Source organism: Schlesneria sp. (assembly GCF_036405755.1).
GTDB lineage: Bacteria > Planctomycetota > Planctomycetia > Planctomycetales > Planctomycetaceae > Schlesneria > Schlesneria sphaerica.
Map to the genome: position 1 here is coordinate 1 of NZ_DASWWZ010000020.1, position 3,639 is coordinate 3,639.

At 55.7% G+C, this 3,639-nt stretch carries 3 protein-coding genes; all 3 read left to right on the top strand.

The window, feature by feature from the left end; translation table 11 throughout:
* Positions 1 to 1,147 (top strand): hypothetical protein (locus VGE80_RS00675; protein ID WP_440591313.1); only part of this gene is annotated, 1,147 nt, incomplete at its 5' end.
* A 65-nt stretch (positions 1,148 to 1,212) separates the two neighbouring features.
* Positions 1,213 to 2,718, top strand: coding sequence for a M81 family metallopeptidase (locus VGE80_RS00680; protein ID WP_440591314.1), 1,506 nt, complete (start codon positions 1,213 to 1,215; stop codon positions 2,716 to 2,718).
* A gap of 72 nt (positions 2,719 to 2,790) precedes the next feature.
* On the top strand, positions 2,791 to 3,639 hold an 849-nt coding region (locus VGE80_RS00685), incomplete at its 3' end, for a M15 family metallopeptidase (protein ID WP_440591315.1).

Genomic DNA, 3,639 nt, shown 5'->3' on the forward strand with positions numbered 1-3,639 from the left:
GGGGCACGTTCGGCCTACGAATGGGGTGAGAGATCCTCTTCGAGCCGGCATCCTGTTAATTGCCAACGAGCAGACGCAGGCCGCGATCGTCACGGTGGATCTCATTGACGCACCGACAGAGATGGTCGAGATGCTGCGGGATGCAATCTCGCAGGGGACAGGAACGCCTCATGAGAATGTGCTGGTGGCAGCCTCACACAATCATTCAGGGCCAGGCTGGGTCCGTGAAGCAGCCTGGAATCGAGAGACCACGGCGAAGATCGGTGCTGCCGGGGCCGCAGCTGCCAAAGAAATGAGACCGGTGACGATCGGCTATGGCGAAGATCGCATCGACTTCAACATTAACCGACGGAAAGTGATTAACGGGCGCGCCGTCGTGCGGTTGAATCCTGAAGGCCCCTGTGATCATCGTGTGAAAGTCCTGAGGATCGACGACGGTCGCTCGCTGGAACCGATGGCGGTATTGATGCACGCGGTCTGTCATCCGTGTGTGTTTACCTGGGGAGATAAATTGACTCCACCGTTTCCGGGTGGTTTCCCCAAGATCACAGCCGATTTCCCGGGAGAAGCTCAGACGTTTGTGGAAACGATCTACGGTCCGAAAACCAAAACCCTGTTTTTGCAAGGGTGTGCCGGAGACATCAGACCGAATCTTCCGGGAGTGCCGTATCGCTGTGGCGACGAAGCCGATATCAAGTGGACGGGGCGGAACCTTGGCTGCGCCGTGGTCCGTGCTGCAGATCGAAGTGTGGTGCGGGAAGAGCTGTCGAAACGCAAAACCATTTATCCTCTCAAGTGCGCCACAAGCATCATCGAACTGCCGGGCAAACAGGAGAAGCAACGTTGTGAGCTGCAGGCGCTGCGAATTGGGGATTTCCTGCTGCTGACGATGCCGGGCGAGCCCATGGTGGAATATGGTCTTCAGATTGAACAAGCGATCGCTGACCGGGCTATTCCAATTGTCATCGGTTATGCAAATGGAAGTCTGGGATATATCTGCACCGCCGAGTCTCACCAGTACGGTGGTTATGAGCCCAACATGTCGCCACTTCTGCCGGAAGCCGAACCAATCATCCTTGACGAACTGGGACGACTTGCAGACAAGGTACTGGCGGACGTGTTTGAGTCCTTCAAGCCGACGAAATAGTCGTCCGTTCTCCGCTCAATTGACGTTGTCCGAACCGCACCTACCTGATGACAGTGAAGAGACAAATGCCTCGAATCGTGATTGCCGAATGCAAACAGGAAGTTTCCACCTTCAATCCCACCAGCAGTTGTTTTGAAGATTTCCGCATCGTGCGGGGAGAGCAGTTGCTGTCACATCATCGCAAAGTTCGCGAGGAAGTCGGCGGGGCACTTAGCGTTTTCGACGCAGATTCAAGTGTGAAACTGGCACCCACATTCGGGGCAAGTGCCAATACGTCAGGTGGGGTTCTGACGGCGGAAAGCTTCAAGCGATTGTGTGATGATTTCGCGAAGTGTCTTCAACAGGCAAAAGACTCGGGGCCGGTCGACGCGGCCTATTTCTCGCTGCACGGAGCGATGCAGGCTGCTTCGGAAGATGATCCGGAAGGGGCCTTGCTGGAGATTGCCCGCGGAATCCTTGGGGAATCGATCCCATTCGTCGTATCGCTCGATCTCCACGGCGTCCTGACTGACAAAATGTTACGACTGAGTGACGCCGTCGTGGCCTTTCATACTTATCCGCATGTGGACTTCTTTGAGACGGGTGTCCGTGCGGCCAGACTGCTGATGAAGATTCTGGCCGAGGGAGCACGGCCTGTGACCGCTCGCGTAAAAATTCCCGTGCTGGCACGCGGCGATGAAATGATCACAGAGACGGGACTCATCCGTGAGTGCATTCAGGTGGCAAAGGAGATTGAATCCACGAAGGGAGGCCTTGGGGCCAGCGTCATGTGGGGTAATCCGTTCACAGACGTTCCTGAACTGCGAAGTAACTGCATCGTGGTTATGGATGGTGATGAAGAGGGGGCCAAACAGAAGGCGACCGACATCGCCCGGATCTTCTGGAAGCATCACCAGAAGATGCAGGTTCCGCTGACCAGTCTCTCCGACAGCATTCGAATTGCTGCCGAAATCCCTGAGGGGACAGTGGTCCTGATGGATGCCGCAGATGCCACCAGCTCCGGCGCGTCAGGAGACAGCAACGCCATCATTCGTGAAGTTGTGAAGCAATGTTACCGTGGGCGGGTACTGGCTCCGATTGTCGACCCCGCAGCAGTCCAGCAGGCCTTCAAGGCCGGCGTTGGTGCAATGATTCAGACGAAGGTTGGGGGGGCGGTTGACTCGGCGCGCTTCCAGCCGCTGGAGATTGTCGCGCGAGTTCGACTCTTGTCGGATGGGAAGTTCTTCAGCGAGTCCTTCGGCTGGCCCTGGGATTCCGGAGACACTGCCGTACTGGAAGCCGACAACCTGACGCTCGTTGTCGGAACCCGGCCCGTCAGTCTGTTTGATCGATCTTATTTCTATGCCAACGGTCAGGATCCTCGGCGGTTCAATCTGGTGGTCGTGAAGTCTCCGCACTGCGAACATCACATGTTTGCGGACTGGTGCGCGAAGTTGATTAACGTTGATGCTCCGGGATCGACCAGCGCGAATGTGAAGTCATTGGGTCACAAAAAGTGCAGCCATCCAATGTTCCCGCTGGATGTTGTGCGTGAGTTTGAGCCCGTTGCCGATGTGTTCCGTCGTTCGTGATCAAGTCGTCTGACGTGTTTCTGATGTGGTCCGAACCCCGATATTGCCTTTATTCGATAAGGTCGAGAAAAGATGAGTCAGACAGACGAAGCAGCCCGACGTACGTATTGGGCTGAACAGATGGAGCGGGGCTATGACATTGTCCAGCTTCTCTTAACACACCCCGTTGAAGAGTGTGGAGAGGGCTTCGCCTCATTGCCTGAAGCGGCCAAGTCAGCGGGCATCGAGATGCAGTTCTCGACCTCAAAAATTGCAGGTGACCTCGAACGCGTGTTCTTCATGCGGGAAAGCCTGGTCAGCGTCGTCATGGCCGTTGGTAAAGCGATGAATGATCGGGGCTGGATCCTGAAAATCGAGGATGCCTTCCGTTCGTTAGAGATGCAGGGCCAACTCGTACGTAAGCCAGAACTTTTCGACGCGATCCTGAATAAATGCATCTGGGAGAACGGTGGCGAGATTCCGTCTGCTGAACTGGTCTTCCGTCGTGCGATTGTTTTAATCGCGAACATTCCGAAGATCGGGACTCACATGTCAGGTTCGGCCATCGACGTGTCTGTGTTCTCACGCGAGGATGGCAGCGAAGTCTGGCGGGGCAATCATTATCTTGAGATGAGCGAACGGACGCCGATGCGGTCTCCCTTCGTTGAGCCCGAAGCACTTAAGAATCGCCTCGAAATCACAGCCATGCTGGAATCCGAGGGACTGGTTCATTTCCCCTACGAATTCTGGCACTTCAACAAGGATGACGCTCTGGGACACGTGCTGAGGAATAATCCATCCCCAGCCCGATTCGGTCCCGTTCATTGGGACCCCAAAACGAACCGTGTCACGGCAGTCGACAACCCGTTAACTCCCCTCAATCCACTCCCTGTGATCCAAAAGGAAATTGACGCAGCGCTCGAGCGTGCTCGAACTCGCCAG